Origin of the sequence: Prevotella melaninogenica (assembly GCF_018128065.1) — a bacterium.
Lineage (GTDB): Bacteria > Bacteroidota > Bacteroidia > Bacteroidales > Bacteroidaceae > Prevotella.
In genome coordinates this window covers 979296-1003601 of sequence record NZ_CP072359.1, presented here as the reverse complement: position 1 = coordinate 1003601, position 24306 = coordinate 979296, and the positions used below count along the sequence as shown (strand labels likewise).

Sequence of the window (24306 nt, the reverse complement as noted above, 5' to 3'; positions counted from 1 at the left end):
TTCCTAATTTTGCGTGAAATGCCCTATTGAATACTGTTTGTTCTATTAAATTAAAGTTCACCGACTATTCACCGACTACTTTGCCAACGACCAAAAATAATTACTTGAGGTTCAGCATCTTTAATTTATTTCAGTCGGGATGACCAGACTCGAACTGGCGACCACTGGTCCCCCAGACCAGCATTCTAAACCTACTGAACTACATCCCGTTCCGTTTAAAGCATTGCAAAATTAATTACTTTCCATCATATTAGCAAACTTTTGGACTTCTTTTTCTCATATACCAAGTTTATTTTGTAATTTTGTCGTATCATAAATCTGCACTAAATACACATGCAATACATCATAACTTGCCCCAAACATATTGATACATCAATCACGCTTCCAGCATCAAAAGTATCAGTAATCGTGCACTGATTATCCAAGCACTCACAAAGGGAGGGATGATGCCTGATAATCTATCGGATTGTGACGACACAGAGGTCATCATTCGTGGGCTAAGAAAGCTGTCGGATGTGATTGACATCAAAGCTGCGGGTACGGCAATGCGCTTTATGACAGCTTATCTAAGCGCGACTGATGGCGAGTACACAATCACAGGAACGGAACGTATGAAACACCGGCCGATTGGTATTCTCGTCGATGCACTACGTTATTTAGGAGCAGAGATTGAGTATGTTGGCGAAGAAGGCTACCCCCCACTCCACATTCGTGGCAAACAGTTGGAAGGAGGAACACTGGAGATTCCTGGTAATGTCAGTTCGCAGTATATTTCTGCACTATTGATGATTGCGCCTATTCTGACAAAAGGATTAGAACTAAGATTAACGGGCAATATCATTTCCCGACCTTATATAGACCTTACGCTACATCTTATGCACGAGTTCGGTGTATCGGCAGAATGGTCCGACTTTGACACTATCAGTGTGAAGCCACAGGTCTATCAACAGCGAACTTACGTCATAGAAAGCGATTGGAGTGCAGCCAGCTATTGGTATGAGATTCTTGCGCTCACAGATAAACAGACTTCAAAAGTTATTTTGCAAGGATTGAAAGATGGCTCTCGGCAAGGCGACTCTGCGGTAAGATATATCTTCTCACTGTTGGGAGTCAAGACTGGTTTCAACAAAGATGCAACCGACAGATTGTCTGAAGCCATATTGACACGCCATTCACGAATGTTGAACAGGATGGAATATGACTTTACTAATCAGCCCGACTTGTCACAAACGCTCATTGCAGTATGTCCGATATTAGGAATCCCCTTCCACTTCACAGGCTTAGGGAGTTTGAAGATTAAAGAGACTGACCGTATTGAAGCCATGAAGAGAGAGATGGAGAAGTTAGGCTATCTACTCAATGAGGAGGATGGGACTGCGTTATCGTGGAATGGCGAACGTTGTGAGCCAATGGCACAACCAATTATTGACACCTACGAAGACCATCGTATGGCTATGTCGTTTGCCCCATTAGCTATTAAGTTAGGCGAGATACATATCAATAACCCTGAGGTTGTGTCTAAATCTTATCCTCATTACTGGGACGATTTGCGCAAGGCTGGTTTCCAGATAGAACAAGTAGATTAACCAACTCATCGGAGTTGCTCAAATAAGAAAAGAAAGTAAAGAATGAATATATTTTTCATTGGCATAGGTTCTCTCTTAATCTTAGCGATTATTGCAGCTATTGCGACAAAGCTCACCAAGCAGAAAGTTGGTGAGCCTGATGTCATTATGCCTACATCTGGCGACTGTTCCTCCTGTGATGGGACGGACGACAAATGCGAACAGGTGTGTATGATGGAAGCTGCAACAAAAGACATAGAGTATTATGACGATGAAGAACTCGACCGCTTTCGTGGCAGACAGTCAGACCAATACACAGACGAAGAGGTAGAAGAGTTTGCAACTGTTCTCTACACAATGCAACCCAAAGAAGTGAAAGCCTGGAACAGAAGCCTTATCCTTAGAGAAATTAATCTACCTAATCAAATCAAAGATGAGTTGATAGCAATGATAGAAGACTAAGTCTGTTATCTGTATCTACCATTGTTTTTAAGTACAGAACATCAAAGGAAACGTGAAGAAAAGAATAATAAGACATATCATTCCCTCTCTGTTGGCAATCAGTGTACTAACCATTATTAGTTGCTCAACAAAGAATAACACCGCGCAAACGCGTTGGTCGCATGCTTTCAATACACGTTATAATGTCTACTATAACGGTGCACAAGCTTATATTGATGGCTCATTAGAGAAAGAGAAGGGAAATAAAGATAACTTCACTGAATTCATTCCACTCTATACTGTCGGCAACAAGAATAGTCGTGACATAGGGAAAGGAAGCTTTGATAGGGCTATAGAAAAGGCTGAGAAAGCTATTGCAAAGCATAGTATCAAGAAAAGACCAGAGTGGACAAAGAATAGACGAAAGACCGAAAAAGACATTGAATGGCTGTCGCGCCGTGAGTATAATCCCTTCCTTTGGAAAGCGTGGATGCTCATGGGACGTTCTCAATTCCACAAAGGAGCCTTTGAAGAAGCGGCTGCAACATTTGCTTATATGAGTCGCATCTACAAAGGACAACCAGCGATATATGGAAAAGCAAGGGCTTGGTTGGCTAAGTGTTACATAGAACAAGATTGGCTCTATGATGCAGAGGATATCATCCGCAACATGCAACGTGACTCGTTGGATTGGCGAGCTGTGAAAGAATGGGACTATACTTATGCTGATTATTACCTGCATTCAGGTGAGTTAGAAAAGGCTGTTCCTTATCTTCAAAAGGTTATCAAGCATGAAATGCGTAAGAAGCAGAAGGCTCGTGAGCTGTATCTGCTCGGACAAGTATTGGCTTCACTTGGCAGAAATGAGGAAGCCTACAAAGCCTTCCAACGTGTTATTCGTACCAACCCTCCCTATGAATTAGAGTTCAATGCACGTATTGCACAAACTGAAGTTACCGGGCAGACGAAGAAGATGATTAGTAAGCTCAAGCAAATGGCTGCTTCTGACAATAACAAGGAGTATCTTGACCAAGTGTATTATGCCATGGGCAACATACATCTTGCCGCACGAGATACGCTTGCAGCCATTAATGCATACGAGCAAGGCAATAAGAAGGCTACAAGAAGTGGTATTGAGAAGGGCGTATTGCTACTCCACCTTGGCGACCTCTACTGGGCAAAAGAACGCTTTGGAGATGCAAAACGATGCTATGGTGAGGCTATCGGACTGCTTGACAAGGATCGCAAAGACTACGAGCAATTATCTGAACGCTCAAAGATTTTGGACGAATTAGCCCCTTATACGGATGCAGTACAGCTCCAAGACTCGCTTCAATATCTTGCAAAATGTTCTGAACAAGAACGCAATGCAGCTATTGACCGTGTCATCACAGCCCTCAAGAAGAAAGAGAAAGAAGAACGAGACTTGCAAGCAACATTAAACAATGGACAGCAACAAGGTATGAATGGCGACTTTGGAAATAATAACCTTGGAACTCCTAAGCCTAAAAACAACAGACAACAGCAAGGAAGTACATGGTATTTCTATAACCCAACAGCTGTTCAGCAAGGAAAGATAACCTTCCAACAACTCTGGGGTAAACGAGAGAATATTGATAACTGGCAACGCATCAATCAAAGTGTTGTGGGCAGAATAGGCAATACCAACAACCCTTTTGAGCTCACAGAACAGCAAAGAGATTCTATCATGCGTGCTGAAGCACGACAGGATTCTATCAATCAAGCGGCGGATTCTCTCAAAAACAACCCACATAAACGTGAGTATTATCTATCACAAATACCTTTCACTGCTGAACAGTTAGCAGAAAGTAATAAGATACTCGAAGACGGATTGCACCACTCTGGTGTTATCTTTAAGGACAGACTTGACAACCTTCGCTTAGCAGAAAAGGCGTTGCGACGTGTGAGTGACAACTATCCAGACTATGAACAGATGGACGATGTGTACTATCATCTCTATCTACTTTATATGCGTAAGAACGAACCACAGGTGGCTGAGAACTATGTTACACGACTAAGTCAGAAGTTCGCAAAGAGTAAGTGGACTGCTCTCCTTACTGACCCGTACTATAAGCAGAACCTTCGTTTTGGCGTACAGATAGAAGATTCACTCTATGCTGCGACCTATGAAGCTTTCAAACAAGGAAGATATAGTGAGGTAGCTGGTAATATTCATGTATCTAAATCACGCTTCCCTATGGGTGCTAATAGGGATAAGTTCCTCTTCATTGGAGGATTGAGTAAGCTGAACAATGGCGACCCTACGGGTTGTGTTAATGACATGAAGGAGGTTGTTAAGAACTATCCAAGCAGTCGTATCAGTGAAATGGCGGGTATGATTGTCAATGGTGTACAGGCTGGAAAGAAACTACGTGGAGGTAAGTTTGACCTTGACGACATTTGGAGTTATCGTGCAAACGTAATGAATGATAGCGATAGCATACAACAAGCTAAGCTCTCCTCAGAACGTGACATAGACTTTAAGTTCCTGCTTGTCTACCATCCTGACTCATTAAAAGAGAACAAGTTGCTATTCGAATTGGCGCGATTTAACTTCACAAACTTCCTCGTTCGTAACTTTGAAATTGAGATAGAAGATCTCAATGGCTTACATCTAATGCAGGTATCGGGCTTCCGCAGCTTTGATGAGGCTTATCAATATGCACGCCAACTATTTGCATCACAGGCTGTAGCACAGCAAATGGGTAAGACTACTAAGGGTATTATCATCAGCGATAAGAACCTTAAACTGATAGGAACAACCTATAGTTTCAAGGACTATGAGGCATTCTATGCAAAGCATTTTGCCCCATTAGTCGTGACACAAAGATACTTACTTAGTGAGCCAGCAGAGGTTGCTACACCACGTGAACGTGACATACAGCAGGAGATTGAAGAGAAGCATGCAAGTGATCCTGACCTCTATCCTGATACACAAGACGTACCTGTTGACAACACGATGACTATTCCTTTGGAGGAAACGAAGTCAACAAAGACAGAACAGAAGGTGATTGAACAGAACAGCAACACCTTTGAAATTCCTTCAGAGGATAAGAAACCTATTGTTGAAGAGAAGAAACCAGCAACGGACAAGAAACCTATTACAGAGGAGAAGAAACCTGTATTAGATGATAACAGTACATACTTCATACCAGAAGAGGAGCCTGTCAAGCCAGCTGCTCCTGTGACACCGGTTAAGACAAAGGAGACAACCACTACAAACAAAATAATAAAACCTGTTGCACCAGTCAAGACAACAATGCCTGCAACACCTGCAAAGACAACAAAACCAGTGGCTGTGGACAAGTCAAATAAGCCTGCATCAACAAAGCCACAACAACCTTCTACACAGAAACAACAGGCAACACCTGTGCAAAAGAAGAAGGTTTCGGATGATGGTCCGATAATCTATTTCGGTGATGAAGTTCCTCAACAGAAGAAGACAAACAATAAAAATAATAAAAAGAACCAGCCCATCCAGAATAATATCGAAGATGAATACTACGATTTGGAGGGATTCTAAGGAAAGGAGACAACAGCTATGAGCAATGGATTGTTACTTTGGGTAGATGATGAGATTGAGTTGTTAAAGGCTCATATCATCTTCCTTGAGAAGAAAGGATACGAAGTGGTAACGGTAAGCAATGGTACTGATGCCATCGACCAATGCCAATCACAAACATTCGACCTCGTCCTTTTGGACGAGCAGATGCCGGGTTTATCTGGCTTAGAGACCTTACAACGCATTAAGGAGATACAACCTGCTACACCTATCGTTATGGTAACGAAGAGTGAGGAGGAAGACATTATGAATCAGGCTATCGGTGCGAAGATTGCCGATTACCTCATTAAGCCTGTCAATCCGAACCAGATTCTCCTTACACTGAAAAAGAATGTCCACCAAAAAGAGATTGTCACAGAAGTAACCCAAAGTGGTTATCAACAGAACTACCAGCAAATTGCCATGCAGATTGCCGACTGCCGCACCTTCGATGATTGGAAAGAAGTGTATCGCAAGCTTGTACATTGGGAACTTGAACTAAGTAGTGCTGACAGCAATATGACCGAGATGCTGAAGATGCAGAAGGAAGAAGCCAACAATGGTTTTGCTAAATTCATTGCCAAGAACTATCTTGACTGGGTTGCACCACAAGACAACAAAATGAGCAATAGCTTCTCAAAATTAGCTGGACAGAACAAGAAGCAGCAGATAAACAATAACAATAATCGTCCGTTGCTTAGTACTGACATCTTCAAAAACAAGGTATTTCCACTCATTGATAAAGGTGAAAAAGTTTTTCTCATCGTCATTGACAACTTCCGACTCGACCAATGGCGTATTCTCTCAAAAGAGATTGGCGACATGTTTGACATTGAGGAAGACCTCTACATGAGTATTCTCCCGACTGCCACACAGTATGCCCGCAATGCTATCTTCAGTGGTCTTATGCCGAAGCAGATAGCAACGATGTTCCCTGAACTATGGGTTGATGAAGACGAAGAAGAGGGTAAGAACCTCAACGAGGAACCACTCATACAAACGCAGATAGAACGCTATCGCCGTCATGACAAGTTCTCTTATCATAAGATTAACGACTCTGTTGGTGCTGACAAGTTCATGCAGCAATATAATAACCTTGCACAAAACGACCTCAATGTCCTTGTGGTCAACTTTGTCGACATGCTCTCCCATGCACGTACAGAGATGAGAATGATTCGCGAGTTGGCAAGCAACGAGAGTGCATATCGGTCTATCACACTCAGTTGGTTCCAGCATAGTGTATTAGCAGACGTCTTCAAGGAGTTAGCACAGTCTGATTATAAGGTCATCATTACGACTGACCACGGTTCTATCCGTACTACCAACCCTGTGAAGATTATTGGTGATCGCAACACAAACACCAATCTGCGCTATAAGTTAGGAAAGAACCTCAACTACGATGCACGAAAGGTATTTGCTATTAAGAATCCTCATCTGGCACAATTACCAGCCCCCAATCTTAGTACAAGCTACGTCTTTGCTACTGGCGACTCGTTTTTTGCTTATCCCAATAATTATAACTATTACGTCTCTTACTATAAAGATACTTTCCAACACGGAGGTATATCAATGGAGGAGATGATTGTGCCATTGGCAACATTAAGTCCGAGAAAGAGGTAAAAGCCTCCCCCAGCCCCTCCGAAAGGAGGGGAGCCTCACTCAAAGTCTCTTAAAAGATGGGACTGAAAGTTTATTTTATAAAGGAAAGAATATTCAATAAAACAAAGATTAGTTGTGGCAGAAGTGTGCGGACATAGTACTTTATAAAACTTTCGAAGACTTATATGAACCTATGGATGACCGAACGACTCACAACCACCTACACATAAAACAGAATAAAAAGAAAACAATATGGAAATTACAATCAAAAACCTCGACACCATCCACGAGGCAGCAAAGGAATTTGTCAAGGGGATGGGTGATGGAAAGGTATTCGCTTTCTACGGAAAGATGGGTGCAGGAAAGACTACTTTCATTAAGGCTCTTTGCGAAGTTTTGGGTGTAGAAGATGTTATCACCTCCCCTACTTTCGCTATCATCAACGAATATACTGACGGCAATGAGAACCCTATCTATCACTTTGACTTCTATCGTATCAAGAAATTAGAAGAGGTATATGACATGGGTTATGAGGACTATTTCTATAGTGGTAACCTCTGTCTATTAGAATGGCCAGAGCTGATTGAGGATATCCTTCCTGAGAATGTCATCAAGGTTACCATTGAGGAGCAACCTGATGGTACTCGTAAGCTTAGTTGTTAACGACAAAGAAAGACGAAGATATATACTGGTAGAGATTTGAAAAATTATTACATAAATTCAGAAAAAGTCCAATAAAAACAGTCCCAAACAAGCATAAAAGACGAATTTGTAACTATCATGAAATCAAACGGTTACAAAAGGCGTTGCAAAAGATGCTTAATTGAACCTCAAAAGGGCGTTAGTAAGGTCCTTAAAGGGCATCTTTTGCAAGCCAATTGGGCGTCTTTTCAAAGCCAAAAGAGCATATATAGATTTCAAGCGGTGTGAAAATATTTTACATACCATGACAAACAAAGGAGCAAATTGATTTAAGAAGGCAAGAAACGTGGTTATAAATAGATAGGCTACTATCTACCTGTTCTGTTCAGCAGTCTCTTTGTTTATCTTCCTCTATGATTATCTGCAATTACAGAATCATATTATATCAGCTATAAACCTGTATCTCTATCAATACATTTAAGGTAAGATGAATATAAAAGCGAAAATCTATATGATTATGATATTAGGCTTCCTATTTACCATCATTTAGCAAAGAAAATACTACTAAAACGAATAATTGTCTATCAAAAAACACTAATTACGAGCAATATTCTTAAATTTAATAATAAAATCGCTTGGCTTTTTGTTTTTTTTCGTATTTTTGCAGCCTAATATATAAATAGGTATTGGCTACCTGTGAAGGTAAGTATTTTAATAGTATTAATAGTTATAAAGAAGTCTTTTCTTCTCTCTGGGCAATTATTAACATAAGAGTTTTCGAGTTTAAGAGGAATGTATTTTCAAGTAACAAAATTCATTATTTTAGAGAACGATGCAGAAGATTAAATTTCTCCAGCGCATAATTTGTGTTCTTTTTCTGAACCTTTTATGCTTTGGACCATTAAGTCTCTCCATGTCAGCGCAAGAGCTGAACGGTGCAAAAGTAACGCTCTCAATGCGTGATGCCACAGTGGGGGATTTCGCAAATGAGGTTGCTAAGCAGACAGGATTGAATGTGAAGTTTGCAGATGAAGATGTGAAGGCACTTAAAGGTGTAACCCTTGATGTGCGTGATCAGTCAGTATCAAGTTTGTTGTTGAACCTGGCAAACCAGTTTCCACTCTCATATAGTGTTGATGGCAACACCTTAACGCTTGCAAAAAAAGAAACTGCACAGCGCAAAGGTGGCGTTCGTGGTCAGGTTACTGATAATAATGGTGACCCGATTATCGGTGCGGTTATCCGTGTGGATGGCGTTAACGGTGGTTATGTGACCGACATTAATGGTGAATATGAGATTATAACCGATCTGAAAGAAGTACACATGAATGTGTCATATATCGGTTATAAGACTGTAACAAAGACCGTCAAGAATGGCACAATTGCTAATATCACTTTGCATGAAGACACGAAAGAGATGCAGGAAGTGGTTGTGACTGGTTATCAGACCAAGAATAAGAACTCGTTTACGGGTTCTCAGGTGGCTGTAAGTCGTGAACAGTTGATGAACGTAGGTACGAAGAATGTACTGCAGAGTATTGCAAGTTTCGTTCCTGGTATGGTGATTGCAGATGATAACCTCAAAGGTTCTGACCCTAATAAGGTGGCAGAACTCAATATCCGTGGTCGTGCAACCTTCGAAGGTCAAGCAAATACACCAGTCTATGTAGTAGATGGTGCGCAGGTAACAGCTGAGTATGTTGCCGATATGGATATGAATGATATCGAGACCGTTACCGTGTTGAAGGATGCTTCTGCATCTGCGCTCTATGGTGCAAAGGCCTCTGCTGGTGTTATTGTTATTACGACAAAGACGCTGAAAGGTGGTAAGTTGAAATTGAATTATAGTGGAACAGTGCGTCTTTCAACCCCTGACTTGTCTGATTATAACTTGTTGAATGCGCGTCAGAAGTTGGAGTATGAGCGTCTTGCTGGCTTGTTTACAGATACAAGCCCTTCAACTCAATATAAGCTTGATAAGGATTATGCACGTATATATAACGATATTCAAAGAGGTGTTGAGACTGATTGGTTGTCAAAGCCATTGCGTAACGCTATCTCACAGTCACACAGTTTAAGTGTTGATGGTGGTGATGATCGTGCGAAATATAACCTCGGTGTACGCTATGGTAAGGATGCTGGTGTTATGAAGGGTTCTGATCGTACTCGTCTTTCAACCAACTTCCGTTTGTCATACAATATTTCAGGTAAGTTCTTCGTGTCAAATAGTTCGACCATCTCATCTGTAACGAGCAACGTTTCGCCTTATGGTGATTTCTCTGACTGGGTGAAGATGAATCCTTATGAGAACCCATACAATAGCGATGGACAGTTGCGTTCTTCGCTTTATCACGATTTGGCAAACCCACTGTACGATGCATCATTGGGAAGTTATAGCAAGTCAAACAACTTTGACTTCCTAAATACGACCAACATACAGTTGTGGTTTGGTGAGAAAATTCGTTTGGATGGAGACTTTACGATTGACCGTAGCAAGCAGGATAGACGCTCTTTCACCTCTCCTTTTGCTTACAGCGAGATTCGTAATAAGTCGGCTAACCAGCGTGGTTCATTGACTGATAGCTGGGTGAACACAACTACGTTGCAGGGAAAGGCTATGTTGTCATACAACAACTACTTCTTTAAGAAACTCTTCTTAACAGCAATGGGAGGTAGTAGCATTGAGTCTACATCAACAGATGCCGCTTCTTATACTTCAATAGGCTTCTATTCAGATAAGCTCGGACACCCAGCTTTTGCTACTTCATACGCAGCAACACGTCCAAGTGGCTCTGACACACAGACAAGAGGTGTAGGTTTCTTCGTTAATGCCAACACCATTTGGGATAACAAGTACTTCCTCGACCTTATCTATCGTTATGAGGGTTCGTCTCGTTTCGGTAAGAACCAGCGTTTTGCTCCTTTCTGGAGTGTCGGCGGTGGTTGGAATATCCACAACGAGAAGTTCATGAAGGGAACACCTGTTACGCTTTTGAAGCTCCGTGCCAGTGTTGGTTACTTGGGTAATATCAACTTTAACCCCTATCAGGCATTGACAACTTATAGCTATAACAGTTCTTACTTCTATGGTAAGGGTACTGGTGCTACGCCAATTACTATTGGTAATCCTGACTTGAAGTGGGAGCGTACGTTGAGCACCAACATCGGTGTTGACTTCACTGCTTTCCGTGGTCGTGTAGACCTTTCGGCTGATTACTACGTCAAGAACACTGATAACCTGCTCTTGGATATCACCAAGGCACCATCAGTGGGTGTGACAACTTCACGTGAGAACATTGGTGAGGTACAGAACTCAGGTTTTGAACTTCGTCTGCGTACCTTCCCAATTCAGAATAAGGATTGGCAGTGGTCACTTGGTTTGACATATGCTTACAACAAGAATAAGATTAAGAAAATCAGTAATTCTCTGCGTGAACAAAACGAGAAGAACAAGTCCGACAATGGTGTTGCACCACTTCCTATCTATGAAGAGGGGCAGTCTTTGACAGCCTTGAAGGTTGTTCCTTCTGCAGGTATCGACCCTGTAACAGGTCAGGAAATCTTCATCAAGCGTGACGGAAGTTATACCTTTACGTACGATCCAAATGACAAGGTAATCTTCGGTGATACCAATCCTTTCGGTACAGGTTCGGTAAACTCTTACCTTACCTATAAGCGATTTGCATTGAGTTGTACCTTCCAGTACTCTTTCGGAGGCTCACTCTACAATGAGACTTTGGCAACAAAGGTGGAGGGTGCTAACCCTAAGTATAACGCTGATGAGCGTGTATTGAATGACAGATGGAAGGCTCCTGGAACGGTAGCGAAGTACAAGCGTATTGATGATACAGCTACACCTTACCAGACTTCACGTTTCGTACAGAAGAATAACTTCCTGCGTATGAGCAGCCTGTCACTCTCTTATGAGGTTCCAACGACCTTTATTCAGAAGTACGGATTGAAACGTATGTTCTTGGAACTTCTGACTAACGACCTCTTCTACCTGTCAACAGCGAAGAGAGAGCGTGGTTTGAACTATCCATACGACAGAAGCTTTGAATTCTCATTACGTTTCTCACTCTAAAACTAAATAGGATTACAATGAAAAAAATATCGAAATATATAGGAATATTCATGGTTGTTGCGCTGCTTACATCGTGCAACGACTTCTTAGATGTACAACCTAAAGGACAGTTGACAGATGACGAGATGTTTACTGACTTGACTGGTTATGAGGATGCCATGTTTGGTGTTTATGGAAAATTGGCTACATCCAACCTCTATGGTCAGAACCTTTCTTGGGGTATGGTTGATGAACTTGGACAGCAGTTCGGTTATGACAACACACAGGATGTTAGCTATTACCTGAACCGTTACCAGTATACAAACCAGCAGGCACGCAATGTGGTAGATGCTGTTTGGAGCAATATGTATAATAACATTGCTAATGTTAACAACGTATTGAAGCATATTAATGATATCAGTGCAGGTGCACAAGAGCGCAAGATGATTCATGGTGAGGCATTAGGACTCCGTGCTTTTATGCACTTCGACCTCGCTCGCCTCTACTGTACAGACTATACACGCAGTGATGCAAGCACTCTTGGTCTGCCATACGCAACAGAGTTCAATCTGAAGAACCACCCTCGTTACACTTTGCAGGCAACGTTCAACCTTATTCTTAAGGACTTGAATCAGGCTGACTCATTGTTGGCAGACGACAATGATGTTACATACGATAACACCTTCGTACGTGATTATAGCAAGGGACGTGTAATACTTTTCAATAAGTATGCCGTGAAGGCTACCAAAGCTCGTGTGTACTATGCTATGGGTAAGTACACAGAAGCAGCAAAGTATGCACGTGAGGTCATCAACGCAACAAGTAATTTTGCACTGAATACAAGTACCTCGATTGATTCTGTGATGCGTTTCCCAGCCAGCAAGGAGATGATATTTGGTGTCTATGCTGCTGATCGTTCGAATGCTATTCGTGCAGCTTTCCTTCGTTCAAACGCTTTCGGAACTTTCCTCGAGGGGCGTCGTGATACACATAGCATCTATGAGACAGACCTCTTTACGGCACTTAGCTCCGACCTTCGTTTTACTTCTTTCTATAAAGAGAATACGTCAGGAGGCTCCACATCTTTTAGTTTTATCCGTCTAATTCAGAATGACGCTGAGGCTACAAGAGGAGTATTGAAAGGATTTGTACTAATTAGTCTGCCGGAGATGTATTATATCTTGAGCGAAAGTCTTTACGATTCAAACCAGACAGAGGCAATCAGTTTGCTTAATAAGGTAAGAAAGAGTAGAGGATTGGGCGATGTTGATGCGACTAAAGTTTCAACACGTACACTCTTTGAGCAGGAAATGATGCGCGAGCGTATGCGTGAGTTCCCTGGTATGGGACAGACTTTCTATGCGTTGAAGCATTACAATCGTAGTTTTACTGATTTTAGAAATATTGATACTTATCAGCCTTCTGATGCTATCTTCAACCTCCCTTGGCCAGATAGAGAGAATGAGTACGGTGATAAAGTAGTACATCAGTAATAATTCATATCAATGAGTCAGCGAGGTTTAGCATAGCTAAATCACTGACTTGACTGTATAAAAGAAGAGATATAAACATAAAAACAAATATTGTAATCCGATAATACTTAAGTTGTATAAGCTCTTTGATGGGTCAACTAATATGCAGCACCATTGGTGTTAGCCCTCCGCACCATGCGTGCTGAGCCTTCGCACCACATGTGCGGGAACTTAGCACATCAGCAAAACATGGGAAAGCGAAGTCATCACAGTCCTATATAATAAGGAAGAAAAGGCTAAGCTACATGGAATTTGTTTATCGGACAACACTAAAAAACGTATGATTATGTGTAAATCAATCACAAACTTCTTCGCTATCGGTGTCATTGCATTGTCGTTGGCAGCGTGTTCAAATGATGAGTACAAAGGTGAATACTCAAAGGATGGTACTTTCGAAGGAGCTAATCAGGTTTATTTCGACTTGAATAATGCTGCTGATACATTATATAACTTCTCATTCGGTGCACAGCCAACCAGTGTAACAACAGATACTGTAAAGATAAAGGTGAAGATTGCTGGAGTGAGAAAGTCACGGGCACAAACCTTTAAGGTTGTAGTTGATCCAAGTAGTACAGCAAAGGCGGGAGTACACTTTGAAGCAATTAACAGTGAACAAACGGTGCCTGCAGATAGCCTTAGCGCAAGTTTCCCAGTTGTGTTGTTGCGTAAAAATCTTAGTGATACAAAGAATGATAATATCCGTTTGGTTATTCGTCTTGAGGCAACTAACGACCTTGGTGTTCGTTTCCCAAAGAGTATAAAGAGAACCATTACGTTCGATAATGTACTTGAGAAACCGTACTGGTGGGATAACCCTATGCTGCAAGCAATGGGACTTCCTGCTTATACACCAGCAAAGTATCGTTATCTCCTCAGCTTGTACAATTCAAACGTAAGCGAACTTGAGGCAGCAATTCGTGACCGTAGAAAATGGACACAGCTTTATCGAAATATTCAGAAGTTGGTGGCTTATTTTGCTGCCAACCCAGAGTAATTATTTTTATTAGTAAAACCACTATTTAATTGCACAAAAATATGGTAAAGAAATATTTGTATATCTTAGCTGTTGCAGCGTTTGCCTTCACTTCGTGTATCAATGACGAGTCGACAGAAGGTGGTGACGGGGTATCTGTAATTAGTTTGCAGACACCATTAAACAGCACTTACACGCTCAATCAGGGTGACACTTTAAAGATTACCCCCACGGTATTGCAGAGCAATGGTAAGCAGAAACTCACTTACGAATGGGAGATAAATCACAAGTTGGTTTCAAGTGATACAGCACTTGTTTATCCTATTCAGAATTCTGGGACTTATACTGGTCGACTCAGATTGAGCAATGGTCAGAATATTCAGATTTATGAGTTTACCGTCAATGTTGAGTATGCTTATACAAAGGGTATTTATCTCTTGGCTGAAAACAACAGTAAGGCTATTCTTTCATACGTTCCAACAGAGGATGTAAACAAGGAGTTCCATCTTGACGTATTGGCTTCTAACAATCCAAACATCAACTTCGGTAAACCATGTTCTATGGCATGGAGCAAGTCTATCGGTAGTCAGACAAATAACATTCTGGTCATTGCTGCTGGTAATCCTTCTACACTTTATCAGCTTGATAGCTATGAGATGTTATCAGTGTTCCAGACACCTGTCAACGAGAAGGTGATACAGGTTGAGGCTAACTCTGACCCAAGTTCATCAAAGATGATGGCTATTACAAAGAATAACCTGTATTCTTTGGGTCTGAACACAACGACTTTGGTTTCACAGACATCACGCTTCACAAATGCTGTCGGTGGTTCAGTAACATTCGCTTCTTATATGACACCTTGGTGGAGAGACGACCTCTTCTATGCTCATGGTGATGCTTACTTCGACAATGCACATGGCGCACTGTTGGCATCAGCGATTGAGAACACTGCTGTTCCTGCTGAGATTTTGAAGGGAACCTTTACAGGTGACACCTTAGTTGGTATGGGTAGCGTTGACAAACAACGTAAAATGGCACTGATTACCTGTCAGAAGAGCAGTGGTACGTTCTACTTCACATACCTCTTCCCAGGTTACTACTCTTCATCAGCAGATAAGAGAATTGCAGCAAATGTCGTTTATCGTGTTGCAATGCCTTCTACTTCTGGTATAACGAATGGTTCTGTGGTTCGTTCCGCACGCAGTAAGAATATTGTTTACTATACCAACGGGAATGCAGTCTATGCACATAACGTTCTTGCAAACAGTAACTTCCCAACCACAGCATTGTTCACCGTTGGTAACAGTACTGAGAAGATTGTTGATATGGCATTCTCTGATGATGATAACCTCATCTATGTGGCAACAAATGATACTTCTGCTTCAATGCCTGGAAGTCTCTATTGCTACGATACACAGACTAACAGTCTGCGCTGGTCAAAGCAACATATCACAGGACGCATTGTGAAGGCATTATATAGAAATAAATAACATACAAATGATAAGAATGAATTTTTCATTTAAGAATTCTATACTTGGAGGGGCATTGTTGTTCCTCCTTGTATTGCAAAGTACCACAGTAAAAGCTGATGATGACAAGTCTAAGTCTAAACCTAAGAAGGAGACGAAATATGACCGCCTCTTCAAGGATAAGAAGACAGAGACGGCACGTAGTAAGTTTATTACAGTTCATAAGCTTGATAACAAAATCTACTTGGAACTGCCACGTACTTTGCTAAAGAAAGAGATGATGCTCGGTGGAACCATTACCTCTACAACCGATCCAACGGCTGTAACGGTAGGTTCAACAAGTTCTAATCCTGTACTGTTCTACTTTGATATACAGGATAGTTCTGTTGTGATGAAGTTGCCTAACAATGTTCTTTTTAAAGACAATGCAACCTCATCTAATCTTGATGGTGCATTGGCACTGAATTATCGTGATGGGATTTGGCAGGGTTTCAATATCATGGCTTACAACAATGATAGTACAGCTGTTGTCTTTGATGTGACCTCTTTATTGGGTAAACCAACAAACCTCTTGCCCGTTATGCCAACTAAGAATGGTAACTATAGCGTTAAGGCAACTCCAAAGTCAGAGCTTTCATTCATTCGTGGTATAAAGAGTTTTGACAACAATCTCGTTGTCAATAATGACTTCACTTACGGTGTGTCTACTTCGTTGATGTCAATGCCTATCGGTGGTGAACGTCCCACAACAGTTGGGGTTAGCTATAGTTTGGCACTTGTTCCAGAGTCAGCAATGCGTCCACGCATCATGGACTCACGCATAGGTGTTAACTACTCTGTTCGTTTAGGTATTCCACAAGAAGGGGAAAGCACGAAGCGTATCTTCTTCTCTCATCGTTGGAATCTTGTGCCAAAGGATAAGAAGTCGTATGCAAAAGGAAAGCTGACGCAGCCTGTTAATCCAATTCGTTTCTATTTGGATAACACCTTCCCAGAGGCTTGGAAACAACCTATCCGTGAAGGTGTTCTCGAGTGGAACAAAGCCTTTGAGCGAATAGGTTTTAAGAATGCTATTGAGGTTGTTGACTTTCCACAGAAGCAAGGTGATTTCGATCCAGATAATGTTAAGTATTCTTGTATTCGATACATACCAAGCGGTTCGTCATCAGCTCCGAAGAGTGATATCCATGTCAACCCTAACACGGGTGAGATTATGGCTGCTTCAATGTTCGTTTATTCTGATGTTGAGAAACTGCTGCACAAGTGGCGTTTGATACAGACTGGTGCTGTTGACGCATCTGTTCGTGGTAATCGTTTACCAGCTGCTAAATTTGCGGAAGGGCTTAAGATGTTAGTAATGAAGGAGACAGGAAGTATGTTAGGCTTGTTGGATAATCCAGGTGCTTCCGCTACTTATCCTACTGACTCTCTTCGTAATGCACGTTTCACAACGACAATGGGGCTTGCACCTTCGGTAATGGATGATGTTCATTACAATTACGTTGCACAGCCATCTGACAATGGTGTACGCCTTGCTCCAACAGGACTTGGCATGTATGACTACTTTACAATTGATTGGAACTATCGTTATTTTGATACTGATAATGTTTCTATCAATGATGAGAAGAATATACTTGAGGCGTTTGTTGACAAGAAGGTGACAAACCCACGTCTTCGTTATTATGCTGAGCGCAATGCTAAGTGGGACCCACGTCTTGCTGCTGGTGCGCTTGGTAACGATATGATAGCGAGTGCAAACCTTGCAAATAAGAACTATACAATCGTTGAAAACAATCTCTCTAAGTGGATTAAGAACGATGAAGATACTCGTATCAAGGATCAGTTATACCTGCAGATATCACAGAATCGTTATGCTTTGTTCAAGCAGGTGTTGAGTAATGTTGGTGGTATGTACCTCAATAATATGAAGATTTCAGCAGGAGTTCCACAGTATCAGGTTGTTTCTAAGGACCTTCAGCGTCGTTCACTCTTGTGGTGTTTGCAGGAGGCGATGAACTTCAAGAAGTATGCTAACCGTGATTTTGAGCGTAAGGGCTACTTGTCAGTAAGCTATTATGACCAGAGTTTGGAGTTTATGGGTTACGATTTGATGGCAGCACGTATGCGTGTAGCTATCACTTCTTACTTGAATCCAAACAGTTACACACAGAAAGAGTACTTTGATGATATCTATAACACCCTCTTCAAGAGTGTTGCTGAGATGCGCGCACCTTCTCAGGGCGAGCGTGTTTTGCAGCGTGCATTTATGAGTCAGGCACAGAGTGTTGTTTCTAAGGCTACTGGTAATGGTGGCTCAGGTGGTGGCTCAGGTTCAAGCATGGCTTTAAAGGGTGATGATCTTGGTGCTACTCCGGGCTTTGGTGACCCTTCTCAGAACCTTGCTCCAGCTGTTGATATCACCCTCGCAGACAATTCAGAGCTTTACTTCTACAACTGTCTTTTGAAGTTGAGAACTGCTTTGGAGAAGTGTTTGAAGGCTAACTTGCCACTTGAAGCGCGTACACACTACGAGATGATGCTCTTCAAAATCAATAAGACAATGGAGGTGAAGAAATGAGAAAGACTTCATTTTTATCAATGAAATCGGTTCATGCGACCCTATTAGCAGTGGGATTCTTGAGTCTTTCACTGTCAGCACAGGCGTTCCCTTTCTTTAAGAAGAAGAAAAAGAAGGCTACAACCACTACTTCTGTGGTGAAGAAAGATGCCTATGAGCGTATTCTAACCGAAGAGAAGACAGACTCTGCAAAGGGACCATTCGTTTCGTTCTATAGAACAGGTGAGAAACTTCTCATGGAGTTGCCACCTTCGTCTATCGGTCGTGACATGCTGATTGGTGCTACAATTTCATCTGTATCAAGCCCACAGTTTGCTGATGTTGGTACTCGTGCAGGCTCTGTTTCACACGTGCGTTTTGTAGAGAAGGATAGCTCTATCGTAATGCAGGCAATCAACTCTGAATTACTTGATGCCCTACCAGCAGGCAATGCGAAGCAGGCACAGGCTACGAACTATCGTAACCTTGACTTCTATAGCTTCCCAATCAAGGCAAGAAACAAGAAGACTGGAGGTATTCTCTTTGATGTTTCTTCTTTCTTCTTGAGAGAGAGTAAGTATTTCCCAGTGATTGCAAAGATAGCTGGTCCATATCGTGTGGATGCTGACTTGAGACCAGAGTGGATTAAAGTAACTTCTTTGAAGTCGTTTGCAAACAATGCTTGTATCTCGATGGAGCGCAACTACGTTACCAATATGACTGGTAACAGTGGTAATGTTGCTATTAGCAATCATCCAGTTTCTATTGGTGTACAGTTTACTTTGGCACTCTTGCCAGAGGATATGATGACGCCTCGTCTGAGTGATACTCGTCTTGGCTACTTCCTTACACCAAAGTCTATCGTCAATGACAGTCTTATCGACCATGCAAGCTTTATCAATCGTTGGCGTGTAGAACCAAAAGACCCAGCTGCTTACTTTGCAGGTCAGCTCAGTGAGCCAGTTAAACCTATTGTGTTCTATATCGATAATGCGTTCCCTGAAAAGTGGAAGCCAGCAATTCGGAATGCTGTTCTTAGATGGAATAAGGCTTTCGAGCGTATCGGTTTCAAGAATGTGATGCAGGCTGTGGACTTCCCAACCAATGATCCAAACTTCGATCCTGATAACTTCCAGTATTCTTGCATTCGTTATCTGCCTACTGCAACAGAGAATGCAATGGGTCCTTCATGGGTTGATCCTCGTACAGGTGAGATTATCACAGCGACCGTATTGGTGTATAATGATGTTGTGAATGTCATCAATAGTTGGCGTTTTATTCAGACATCACAGCTTGATCCTGCTGCACGAACATTGGATATGCCTGATAGCATTTTGTTGCCAACATTGGAGTATATTGTAACTCACGAGGTAGGACATACACTCGGACTGATGCACAACATGGCTTCATCGGCTGCAATCCCAACTGATTCGCTCCGTTCTGCAAGCTTCACACAGAAGTATGGTACGACAGCATCTATCATGGACTATGCTCGTTTCAACTATGTTGCACAGCCAACAGATAAGGGTGTGTCACTGACTCCTCCTTACCTCGGTGTGTATGACAACTATGCAATAGAGTGGGGCTACCGTGTTTTCCCTAATTCAAAGAGTTTCAGAGATGACGTAAAGCCATTGATGGCACTTGTTGAGTCTCATGCTAACGACCCAATGTATCGTTACGTACTTCAGCAGTCACGCTATCGTTACGACCCAACCGCCATTGAGGAGGATCTCGGTGACGATGCTGTGAAGTCAAGTACATACGGTCTTAAGAACCTTGAGTATATTCTCAGTCATTTCGATGAGTGGATTCCTGATGGTGCTGATGGTGCACGTAAGGCTAAACTCTATCGTCAAATGGTTTCTCAAGCTTACGGTTATGCACGTAATGTCTATGCTGTCATTGGTGGTATCAAGCTGAATCAGACAACAGAGTCTTCTGGTATTCCTCGTTATGAGGTGATGCCTAAGGAGAAACAGCGTGCTGCTGCGATGTGGTTGTTACAGGAAGCACGCAAGTTTGGTAAGCGTGGTGTTGAGAGTATTGAGAATCGTCTACCTCAGATTAACTCTCATCCTTACAAAACATTGGCAGGTGGTATTCAGGAAATGGCTCTTTCAGCAACTGCGCGTTTAGCATTGAGCTATTATGCTGACTCTACTTCTTATTCTCCATTGGAGTATTGCGAAGACACGTATAATAATGTTTGGGCTAAGACAATCGCAGGTGATGAGAATCTCGACGACGATGATATCGCCATGCAGCAACTCTATGTTGAACGTCTGAAGGCTAACATTGTTGAGGTTAAACAGGTTGGTAAGGTGCGCAGCTTGCGTGATGACAAGCAGGATGTGGCTTTCCTTGGCTTTGGTGTTGGTTATGGTGAACCAGAGACGATGTGGACAGAGACCATCGACCGCACAGCCGAATATGTGTTCCACTATGCACAGAAGCTTCAGAAACTTCTTGAGGAACGCATTAAGACAACGAAGGATACAACTATCAAATCTCAATATGAGTTGATGTATGCACGTGTTCAGCGTTATATGAATGATTAATCTTCCGTGTTAACATACATTTCAGAGGGTATATCTTAGACGTTTGTGTCTTGGATATACCCTCTTTCTTTGTATCTGTACTCTTCTCTTCGTTAGCTATTAACGTCTTGCAGTACTCATTATAATACGCATAAAGCCTCGTTCTTCTCACTTTTAGCTGATGTGTTGTTGCTGCGCACATGTTGTGCTAAGGCTTCGCACATATTGTGCTAAGGCTTCGCACCAATGGTGCGGAGTACTAAACAACTTGTGATATACCGCCAAAGCAGAGGCAATTCGGGGTAAGTAGGGAGTTATTCAGGCACAAGTAAACTTAGCCTATTGGGTCAGAGGCTAAGTTTACTTGTGCTTTTTTGTTGTCTATAATCTGTTCTTTTCAGCCTGACCAGCACCTGTACCCTTGTATTTGCTTCGTGAAGTGTTGAACTTATAGGTAACAGTTAGAACAAACTGACGGCTGTCGTATGTACCAATATATTGAGTCTCCATAGACTCTGTGTAGCTAATTCCTCCTTCTTTTTGGGTATGGAACAAGTCTGTTCCACCAATACGAAGTGCGAGTCTGTCTTTTAGGAAAGACTTGGTAAGGTTGATGTCAAGCGAACCTCTATTGCTTGCTAATGAGGCAATTTCGCCATCGCCTTTTGTAACGAGGTAGGACTCCATTGATAGCAACCAACCTTTTCCAAAGTCAAAGGTGTTGTTAAAGCTGAATTGCCAGATTGGTTTGTTCAGCTTATAGGTCTTTGTACTTGTATGTAATGTGAGCCATTGCTTCTTCATTAATGCCGTGAACTCAGGTGTCCAGATACCGATTGTTGGCGAAAAAGCTAACTGAGTAGATATTGTCTTGATGCTTGGAAGATTCGTGTAGGTAAGACGTGAGATAGCTGAGTTATGACTGTCTTGTTCGCTCCAGAAGACAATGGCGTGACGACGGTCATTGTAAGAGATGCCAAACTGGATGAACTTCCACATAGCTCCTAAGCTTATGTCGTGGATATATTCGTGCTGAAGCAGTGGGTTACCCGACTGCATCAAGAAACGATTGCCGTATGTAACGTTATTGCTTAACTGACGGTAAGAAGGACGACATGTCCTCGCTGCATAGCTTAATTGCATCTGTAGGTCTCCTATTTGAGTAGCTGCAGAGATGCTTGGGAATAAGTTGCTGAACGAACGACTCTGATTAGCAATGTGCTGTCCGTTTTCATAATAGTTGAAGTGTACCGCCTCCCAGCGCAGACCAGCTGTCAACTGGCAGATAGATAGCTGGTGTTTGTATTCCATAAAAGGAGCGATATTCGACTCTTTTAGCTGTGCGGATGAGCTTGGGACATAGTTTTCAGGATTGCTATACGTGTCATTGCGGTTCGTATAGGTATATTCTGCACCCACTGACAGATTACCTCCTAAAACAGGATAGCCCAAGGTTAGCTTAGAAGCAAAGAGCCTGTTGCGCTCTTGATTGTCGGAAGTCACGGTGCGACTGGTCTTGTTGCGACTTTCTTCTCGAGAGGTAGTATGGTTATTTTGCTTGTTATAAAGATAATCAGCATTGAAGTCTATGTCCATCTTTCCTATCTTTCCAACATAGTAGAGATTAATGAATTGGGAAGGACGATGGGACTGCTTGCATGTTGCAAAGGTGTTAATATGGTCGTAGAAAGTCCCGTTTGCCGTTACATCACTACTAATAAAAACAGATAGGGGGAAGTCATGAGGGAAGTTAATCATGTATTTGATACCGACAGAATTGCTGTCATTCAACTGATAGTCTGCTCCTATAATATTCTTGAAAATAGAATTCTTATCGGGGACTTTTTGCGTGAAATCCTGCTGCCAGAGGGTGTCAGCGTGAACAATAGTAGTTGTTGTGCTGTGTTCGAGGCTGTTGTCAAGTGAATAGCCATGCCCACCAAAGAGTTCTAAACGCTTATGGCGATACTTCCAGTTGACCCGTTCCGAGAGGTCTACATTCTCCGACTGGTAGTAGGCGGAGCGTACATCGAAGCCAAAGCCGTCGCCTACAGCCTTCTTCGTGCGTATCTTTACGACTGCTCTTACGGCTGCATTATACTTACTTCCGGGGTTGCTTATTACCTCAACGCTTTTGATATCGCTTGATTTCAGGCGTTCAAGCTCTGTTGCATCACGCATCTGACGACCATTGATATAGATGATAGGTGTACCTCTACCAAATACTTCGTAGCCATCTTTCTTCTTTGTCAGTCCTGGGACATGTGCAAGAACATCCTCACAAGTACCGAGTTTGCTCAGTATAGTGTTCTCGATGTTCGTTTGTATACCCTCTGTTGTCATCTTGTGTAGGGGAGCATTGCCTTTGACGACCACCTCTTTCATCATTTTTGCATCTTCTTTCAGTACGATAGTAAGGTTGCCTTGGTTGGAAAGAACCGTAGTGAAAGGTTCATAGCCTACGAAGGAGGCTTTGAGGATATTACCTAATGTAACCTCCTTGAAATTGAAACTACCGTCATCAGCGGTTGTTGTACCAACAATGAAGGTAGAATCCTTAGCTGAAAGGATAATGACATTTGCGTAGGGGATAGGCTTCTTGTTTTCATCAAACACCTTTCCAGATACGGATTGTGCATTAGCTCTAAGTCCGGTGCAGAACAGAAGGAGGATAAGTAATAGTTTTTCCATAACTCATGAGATTGAGTGAGACGAAAGGTTCGAACTCAGTTGTTTTTCCCTTGGCACTATACGTGTCTGCTGCAAATATATAAAAAGATACGGATTCGTACAAAAAAAACAGAAAAACTTTTAGTTTGATACACCCTTTTTTGATAGAAAATAGTTCGTGTATAAGTTTTTATAGTTGAAGTGGATATAGCATTGAAGAGGATAGATTTACCTAACACAAGGGATTCAAAACGTAATAGAATGAAAAAAGCCATATCAGAGTCCTATAAAAGGATTGTCTGATATGGCTTTATAGTTATAAGGGTTTTGCTTAGAGCAGCGCGTCGAACTTCTCTTTGAGAACGTCCTTTGATGCTGCACCAACGAACTTGTCAACCAACTTACCACCCTTGAAGAAGAGGATTGTTGGGATGTTACGTACACCGAAGTCGATAGCTACGTCATCATTCTCTTCTACATCACATTTGCCTACAACGATCTTACCGTCGTACTCTTCAGCAAGTTCAGAGATGATAGGACCAATCATCTTACAAGGTCCACACCATGTTGCCCACAAATCAACTACCAATGGTAATTCACCATTCTTGTAAGTCTCTAAATTCTCGCTTGTAATTACTACTTCCATTTTTATTCTGTTTATAAGTTTATTAATATTGTCTTTTCTATCTATTT

Annotated in this window: 12 protein-coding genes, 1 tRNA gene and 1 pseudogene; 11 read left to right on the top strand and 3 right to left on the bottom strand. The window is 42.0% G+C overall.

Annotated features, from left to right (window positions below):
- Positions 1-134: 134 nt before the first annotated feature.
- Positions 135-209 (bottom strand) — tRNA-Pro (locus J5A56_RS04120).
- Positions 210-333: 124 nt separating this feature from the next.
- Here J5A56_RS04120 and J5A56_RS04115 point away from each other — a divergent pair.
- The 11 genes and pseudogenes from J5A56_RS04115 to J5A56_RS04065 all read left to right on the top strand — a co-directional run bounded on the left by J5A56_RS04115 (position 334) and on the right by J5A56_RS04065 (position 20964).
- Positions 334-1586, top strand: a pseudogene (locus J5A56_RS04115) (3-phosphoshikimate 1-carboxyvinyltransferase).
- Between the two features lie 42 nt (positions 1587-1628).
- Positions 1629-2027 carry a hypothetical protein gene (locus J5A56_RS04110; RefSeq protein ID WP_021672282.1) on the top strand — a complete coding sequence of 133 codons (399 nt, stop codon included), beginning with the start codon at positions 1629-1631 and terminating at the stop codon, positions 2025-2027.
- Positions 2028-2079: 52 nt separating this feature from the next.
- On the top strand, positions 2080-5550 hold the full coding sequence (locus tag J5A56_RS04105) for a tetratricopeptide repeat protein (RefSeq protein WP_021672283.1): 3471 nt from the start codon (positions 2080-2082) through the stop codon (positions 5548-5550).
- A gap of 18 nt (positions 5551-5568) precedes the next feature.
- Entirely contained in the window at positions 5569-7188 is a 1620-nt protein-coding gene (locus tag J5A56_RS04100; protein WP_021672284.1) for a bifunctional response regulator/alkaline phosphatase family protein, read from the top strand.
- A gap of 231 nt (positions 7189-7419) precedes the next feature.
- Entirely contained in the window at positions 7420-7830 is a 411-nt protein-coding gene (gene tsaE, locus J5A56_RS04095; RefSeq protein ID WP_021672285.1) for a tRNA (adenosine(37)-N6)-threonylcarbamoyltransferase complex ATPase subunit type 1 TsaE, read from the top strand.
- A gap of 811 nt (positions 7831-8641) precedes the next feature.
- Positions 8642-11893: a SusC/RagA family TonB-linked outer membrane protein gene (locus tag J5A56_RS04090; RefSeq protein WP_021672287.1), complete on the top strand. Its 3252-nt coding sequence runs from the start codon at positions 8642-8644 to the stop codon at positions 11891-11893.
- A gap of 17 nt (positions 11894-11910) precedes the next feature.
- Entirely contained in the window at positions 11911-13365 is a 1455-nt protein-coding gene (locus tag J5A56_RS04085) for a RagB/SusD family nutrient uptake outer membrane protein (RefSeq protein WP_021672288.1), read from the top strand.
- A 325-nt stretch (positions 13366-13690) separates the two neighbouring features.
- Positions 13691-14398 (top strand): DUF4843 domain-containing protein, encoded by a 708-nt coding sequence (locus tag J5A56_RS04080; RefSeq protein ID WP_036920068.1) that lies wholly within the window; start codon positions 13691-13693, stop codon positions 14396-14398.
- A 41-nt stretch (positions 14399-14439) separates the two neighbouring features.
- Complete coding sequence (locus J5A56_RS04075; protein WP_021672290.1) at positions 14440-15867, top strand: PKD-like domain-containing protein; 1428 nt, start codon at positions 14440-14442, stop codon at positions 15865-15867.
- A gap of 7 nt (positions 15868-15874) precedes the next feature.
- Positions 15875-18424 (top strand): zinc-dependent metalloprotease, encoded by a 2550-nt coding sequence (locus J5A56_RS04070; protein WP_051305145.1) that lies wholly within the window; start codon positions 15875-15877, stop codon positions 18422-18424.
- A 20-nt stretch (positions 18425-18444) separates the two neighbouring features.
- Entirely contained in the window at positions 18445-20964 is a 2520-nt protein-coding gene (locus J5A56_RS04065) for a zinc-dependent metalloprotease (protein WP_155945353.1), read from the top strand.
- A 360-nt stretch (positions 20965-21324) separates the two neighbouring features.
- Here the strand turns inward: J5A56_RS04065 and J5A56_RS04060 are convergent, their stop codons facing one another.
- Positions 21325-23634 carry an outer membrane beta-barrel protein gene (locus tag J5A56_RS04060; protein WP_021672293.1) on the bottom strand — a complete coding sequence of 770 codons (2310 nt, stop codon included), beginning with the start codon at positions 23632-23634 and terminating at the stop codon, positions 21325-21327.
- Between the two features lie 310 nt (positions 23635-23944).
- Complete coding sequence (gene trxA, locus J5A56_RS04055) at positions 23945-24259, bottom strand: thioredoxin (protein WP_021672294.1); 315 nt, start codon at positions 24257-24259, stop codon at positions 23945-23947.
- Positions 24260-24306 lie beyond the last annotated feature (47 nt).

Bases quoted from the DNA above. Each gene is read 5' to 3' on its own strand.
- J5A56_RS04110 (WP_021672282.1), top strand. From the start codon at position 1,629: ATGAATATATTTTTCATTGGCATAGGTTCTCTCTTAATCTTAGCGATT.
- J5A56_RS04100 (WP_021672284.1), top strand. From the start codon at position 5,569: ATGAGCAATGGATTGTTACTTTGGGTAGATGATGAGATTGAGTTGTTA.
- tsaE (WP_021672285.1), top strand. From the start codon at position 7,420: ATGGAAATTACAATCAAAAACCTCGACACCATCCACGAGGCAGCAAAG.
- J5A56_RS04090 (WP_021672287.1), top strand. From the start codon at position 8,642: ATGCAGAAGATTAAATTTCTCCAGCGCATAATTTGTGTTCTTTTTCTG.
- J5A56_RS04085 (WP_021672288.1), top strand. From the start codon at position 11,911: ATGAAAAAAATATCGAAATATATAGGAATATTCATGGTTGTTGCGCTG.
- J5A56_RS04080 (WP_036920068.1), top strand. From the start codon at position 13,691: ATGTGTAAATCAATCACAAACTTCTTCGCTATCGGTGTCATTGCATTG.
- J5A56_RS04075 (WP_021672290.1), top strand. From the start codon at position 14,440: ATGGTAAAGAAATATTTGTATATCTTAGCTGTTGCAGCGTTTGCCTTC.
- J5A56_RS04070 (WP_051305145.1), top strand. From the start codon at position 15,875: ATGATAAGAATGAATTTTTCATTTAAGAATTCTATACTTGGAGGGGCA.
- J5A56_RS04065 (WP_155945353.1), top strand. From the start codon at position 18,445: ATGAAATCGGTTCATGCGACCCTATTAGCAGTGGGATTCTTGAGTCTT.
- J5A56_RS04060 (WP_021672293.1), bottom strand. From the start codon at position 23,634: ATGGAAAAACTATTACTTATCCTCCTTCTGTTCTGCACCGGACTTAGA.
- trxA (WP_021672294.1), bottom strand. From the start codon at position 24,259: ATGGAAGTAGTAATTACAAGCGAGAATTTAGAGACTTACAAGAATGGT.